The 4,916-nt window shown below is 64.0% G+C and carries 3 protein-coding genes; all 3 read right to left on the reverse strand.

The features are described 5' to 3' along the window. Positions 1-54: 54 nt before the first annotated feature. The gene (locus tag LB552_RS29495) at positions 55-1,152 is read right to left on the reverse strand and encodes a tetratricopeptide repeat protein (RefSeq protein WP_411966418.1); all 1,098 of its coding nucleotides are present in this window, start codon (positions 1,150-1,152) and stop codon (positions 55-57) included. 17 nt (positions 1,153-1,169) lie between these two features. Beyond that, on the reverse strand, positions 1,170-2,078 hold the full coding sequence (locus LB552_RS29500; protein ID WP_095768347.1) for a Ku protein: 909 nt from the start codon (positions 2,076-2,078) through the stop codon (positions 1,170-1,172). Positions 2,079-2,352: 274 nt separating this feature from the next. Next, positions 2,353-4,845, reverse strand: a complete 2,493-nt coding sequence (gene ligD / locus LB552_RS29505) for a DNA ligase D (protein WP_224611710.1) — start codon at positions 4,843-4,845, stop codon at positions 2,353-2,355. Positions 4,846-4,916: the final 71 nt, after the last annotated feature.

A 4,916-nucleotide genomic window follows, 5' to 3' on the forward strand; every position in this document is an offset into this window, starting at 1 on the left:
ATCTCCCCCACAAGGGGAGAGATTGGCTGTCGCGATCGTCTCCGCCAACCATTCTCACCCCGCCGTCCGCGCCATATGCAGATCCACGAACTGGATCCCCTTCTGCGCAGTCCGCGCCCATTCGGACACCGCATCCAGCTCCAGATATCGCACCCACAGCCGGCGAGCCTCGGCCAGATTGCCCGCATCGAACTCCAGGCGCGCGAGGTTGAACACCGGATCGGCATAGCTCTTGTCGAGCGCAACAGCCTTCTGGAGGTGCCTTCGCGCCGATGCCACCCTGCCCTCGTCGCTCATCAGGCCGGCGAGGTTGAACCAGGCTTCGACGAAACCCGGATCGAGTTTTATCGCGCGGGCATAATCATGCGCGGCTTCGGCAACCCGGCCGGCGCCGCGCAGGCAATTGGCGCGGTTGAAGGCGGCAATCGCATCCTTGGGATCGATCGCCAGGCAACGCTGGTAGAGCGCGGCCGCATCGTCGTGGCGCCCCTCCTCTTCCGTCATCTCGGCCTCGGCGAACAATTCCTCCAGCGTGTCATCCTCGGGTGAACCGAGGTCGAACAAAAGCTGGCCGTCGAGCTCGCTCCTGCCTTCGTCGAGATAGATCGCATCCGGGCGGCCATGCTGCGAGCCGAGATTGAGCGACTTGGCGGTGAGCGAGGCGACCGGGCCGGAGCGATGCACCGAGCGCGCGATCGCGCCCCAAGTGGCGCCGCTGGCGATCAGCCCGGCATATTTGCGCGCGAGGATCAGGTCTCGGAAGGAATAGGGTTCGCCGTCATGCTCGAAGGCGTCGAACAGCGACAGAAGGTCGAGATCATCACCCGCCAGCCGCGATTGGTCGATCAGCGATTGCCTGGAGAGCGACGAGGCATCGGGCGCCTTCATCAGTCCAAGCAGGCGCAGGAAGCCGTTCTCGCTGATGAGTTGGCGGCCTGCTTCGCGCTCCGCCTTCAGGCGGCGCTCGATCTCGGCATCGCCGGATTTCGCCGCCTTGGCGAGAAGCGCGCGGCCGAACACGACGTGCGTGGTGCGGCGCGTGACGCCGCGCCTCAGCTCCGCATGGCGGCGCCCGACCTCGCGCGCGGCGAGCCGCAATGGAAAGGCGGCCAGCGCGCCGATGACGCCGAAGACGGCGCCGGGAACGATCACTGGCCCAGCATTTCCCGTCACTTCTTGCTCTTGCCGACAGCCTTCAACAGGTTCGCCTTCAGCGGGTTCTCAGGCGCACCGCCCGCGGCCGCCTTCTTGGACGGCTTCGCCGGCGCTTCCTCGGCCTTGCTCTTCGACTTGGCCGGGGGTTTCGCCTGCTGCGACAGGCTCGCCTTCAGCGCATCCATCAGGTTGATGACGTTACCGCGCTCGGGCGCGGCCGCGATGATCGGCTTGTGGCCCTTCAGCTTCTCGCGAATCATCGCCATCAGGGCCACCTCATAGCGATCCTCATAGTTCTTCGGATCGAAGTGGGTTTCCTTCTGCTTTATCAACGCCTGGGCTAGCTCGAGCATTTCCGGATCCGGCTTGCCGGCCGGAATGTTGCCGAAATATTCAGCTGTGCCGCGCACTTCGTTGGGATTTCTCAAGGTGCAGACGAACATGCCGTTCTCGCGCGGGCCGATCGTCACCACGCGCTCGCGGCTGGAGAGCACCAGGCGGGCGATCGCCAGCTTGCCGGACTTGCGCATCGCTTCCCTCAGCACCGCGAAGGTTTCCTCCGCCATGGCGCCGTCGGGCGCGAGGTAATAGGGCGCGTCCTGGTAGATGACGTCGACCTCGTCCTCGTCGACGAAGGCCTCGATGTTCATCGTGTGGTTGGATTCGATCCGGACCGCATCGAGGTCGGCGTCATCGATGATGATGTACTGCTTGTCCTCGTACTCGTAACCGCGCACGAGGTCCGAACGCTCGACAAGGCCAAGCTCGGGATCGACCGGTTTCATGTTGATGCGGTTGTGCGTCTTCTTGTGCAGCTGATTGAACGAAATGCGCTCGCTCGCGCTGGTGGCCGGGTAAAGCCGGACCGGACAGCTGACGAGGCTGAGCTTGAGGTAACCTTTCCAACTTGCCCTGGGCGCCATGATGAACTCCTACGCGGCCATGCACTGACACTATGTTGGAGCATGGTCTTGTCCAAAACCGGTTCCGGCCATTTTAGGACCATGCTCTTTGCAGCGCTTCGTCCGTAGGACGATCAGCGCCGTGGAAATCCTACACCGACCCCTGATTGTACTGCCGAATTCCTGACGAAGTGTTTTCCGGGGCGGTTGGCGCGGAGAATAGTTCAAATTGTAGCAAGCGTCGATGGACACGGCGTCGCCCTTTTCCTCTCCCCCGCGATGTTGGGGCGAGGAACTAGCGCTCAAACACAGGCAAATCCCGCGCCGCCTCGTCGATCTCTGCCCAGGGATCACCAGATGTCTCCAACAGCCCCGGCAGCGAGGCGTAATTCAGGTCCTGTGGCGCGTCGATGGTCTCCAGGTCGGTCCAGCTCACCGGCGTCGAGGCCGGCAGATTGGTGCGGGCGCGCAGCGAATAGGGCGCGGCGGAGGTGTGACCGCGAGCGTTGCGGTGGAAGTCGATGAAGATGCGCTTCTTGCGGTTTTCCTTGCCCATGGTCGTGGTGAAGGTGTCGGGCGCGCTTGCCGCCAGCAAAGTCGAAATCGCACTCGAAGCCTGGTGCAGCTTCTTCCAGTTCTGCTTGCGCGTCACCGGTACGGTGATGTGGATGCCCTTGCCGCCGGAGGTTTTGGCGAATGGCACCAGTCCCAGGCTCTCCAGCCCGGCCTTGATGTGGACCGCGGCTTCAACCACCTCGCGCCAGGAAATCCCTTCGCCCGGGTCGAGATCGAAGACGATCTGGTCGGGCTTGTCGAGTTTTGACCGGTGCGTGCCCCAGGTATGGAATTCCACCACGCCGAATTGCGCCAGCGCCAGATAGCCCTTGGCGTCCTCGACCGAGAGATATGTTTTTGTCTCGCCTTCCGAATTGATCGACTCGAACACAGCAACCGAAGGCGGCATGCCGGTGAAGGCGTGGCGCTGGAAGAAGCAGTCCTGCGGCTTGCCGGTCGGGCAGCGCACCAGTGACACCGGTCGGCCGATGATATGCGGCAGCATGAAATCGCCGACCAGCGCGTAATACACCGCGATGTCGAGTTTTGTTGGCCCGGTCCTACCGAATAGCCGCCGCTCCGGATTGGTGACCCAGATGGTGGCGAGGTCGGATTCGGCGATCAGCCGTTTTCGCTTGACCGGCACCGGCGTGGTCAGCCCGCCGATATCGCGCAACCCGCGGAAGACGCCGTGCCGGATCGCATTATCGGCGGTGCGGTTCGAATAGCGGACGCGTGCCGACAGCAGCGGCTTCACCCAATGCATCTCGCGCATGATCTCGCGCGGCACGCCTTCGGGCGGGGTCGCGCCGGCGGTCAGCCGCTCCAGACGGGCGAGCAGGTCCGTCGCCATGTCTGCATCGAAACCGGTGCCGACCTTGCCGCGATAGTGCAGTTCACCATTTTCGAACTCAGCCATGCCGAGCGCCGCCAGCCCTTCCGCCTGGTCGGAAACGGTATAGCCGGCGATGACGAAATCGTCCGTCTTCTGTGCCTTGGCCTTGGTCCAGTTCTTGGTGCGGCCGCTCTGGTAGATTGCATCGGCGCGCTTGGAGACGACACCTTCCAGCCCAAGGTCCGAAGCCTGATCGTACAGGCCCTGGCCGTCGCCCTCGACATGGTCGCTGTACTGGATGGCGGAATTGGCGGGCTGACCGGCGAGCAGCTCGGCGAGCAGGGCTTTGCGCTTCTGCAGCGGCACCTTGCGCAGATCCCAGCCGTCGAGATGGAGCAGGTCGAAGGCGTAGAAATGCAATTTGGAGGCGGCGCCCTCGGCCAGCGCGTCCTGCAGCAGCGCGAAGCGCGAGATGCCCTTGTCGTCGAGCACCATGATCTCGCCGTCGATGATTGCTTGGCCGATCGGCAGCCGCGAAAAGGCCTGCGGCAGATCGCCATAGCGTTTCGTCCAGTCGATGCCGCCGCGGGTGATCAACCGCACCTCGCCGCCTACGACATGTGCCATGGTACGGTAGCCGTCGAACTTTATCTCATGCAACCAGAGCTCGCCCGTGTCCTCGGCAACGCTCGTGCCGCCCGGCGGCTTAGGCACCTGGCTGGCGAGTTGCGGCTCGATGCGGGCGGGTGGCTCAGCCCTAATTGCGCCGGGCAGCACGCCCGGTTTGAGCGAGCCGGCTTTCGGCGGCAGGCGCTCGCGCTTCCTCGGCGGCGCCGCCAGTTCCTCGATGCGGCGGCCGGTCTTCACGCTTTCTGGGCGCGCCTCGAGAATGTCGAGCTTTGTATCGGAGGCGAGGTCGCGCTCTTTGAAGAGCAGCCAGTTCTTCTTGTTCTCATCCTCGCCCGGCCTCGGCTTCAGCCGGGTCAGCATCCAGCCGCCATTGAGTTTTTGCCCGGCCAGCCGGAACTTGAACGCGCCGGTCCTGAGGCTTTTCTCGACATCCTCCATCGGCGCCCAGGTACCGGTGTCCCAAACGATCATCGGCCCGCCGCCATATTCGCCCTCGGGGATGACGCCCTCGAAATCGATATATTCGATCGGGTGGTCCTCGGTCTCGACGGCGAGGCGCTTGTCGGCCGGATTGAGCGAGGGCCCGCGCGGCACCGCCCAGCTTTTGAGCACGCCGCCGACTTCCAGGCGCAGATCGTAATGGTCGGCGGTGGCGTGGTGCTTGTGAACGACAAAGCGGTTGCCGGCACCGGCGGACAGGGTGCCTGCCGGTTCGGGGGTGCGGGAGAATTCGCGCTTGGCGCGGTAGGGTTTGAGATTGGCCGGCATGAGTCAGACGCCGAGACGCAGAGCGGACAGTGGCAACCGCCTCGTTCCTTCGCGCCGCCCTCTGTCCTGCC

The organism is Mesorhizobium sp. CA7, assembly GCF_020165015.1.
GTDB lineage: Bacteria > Pseudomonadota > Alphaproteobacteria > Rhizobiales > Rhizobiaceae > Mesorhizobium.

What these genes read in the sequence shown, in the direction of transcription:
- LB552_RS29500 (WP_095768347.1), bottom strand. Translation starts at nt 2,078, where the DNA reads ATGGCGCCCAGGGCAAGTTGGAAAGGTTACCTCAAGCTCAGCCTCGTC.
- ligD (WP_224611710.1), bottom strand. Translation starts at nt 4,845, where the DNA reads ATGCCGGCCAATCTCAAACCCTACCGCGCCAAGCGCGAATTCTCCCGC.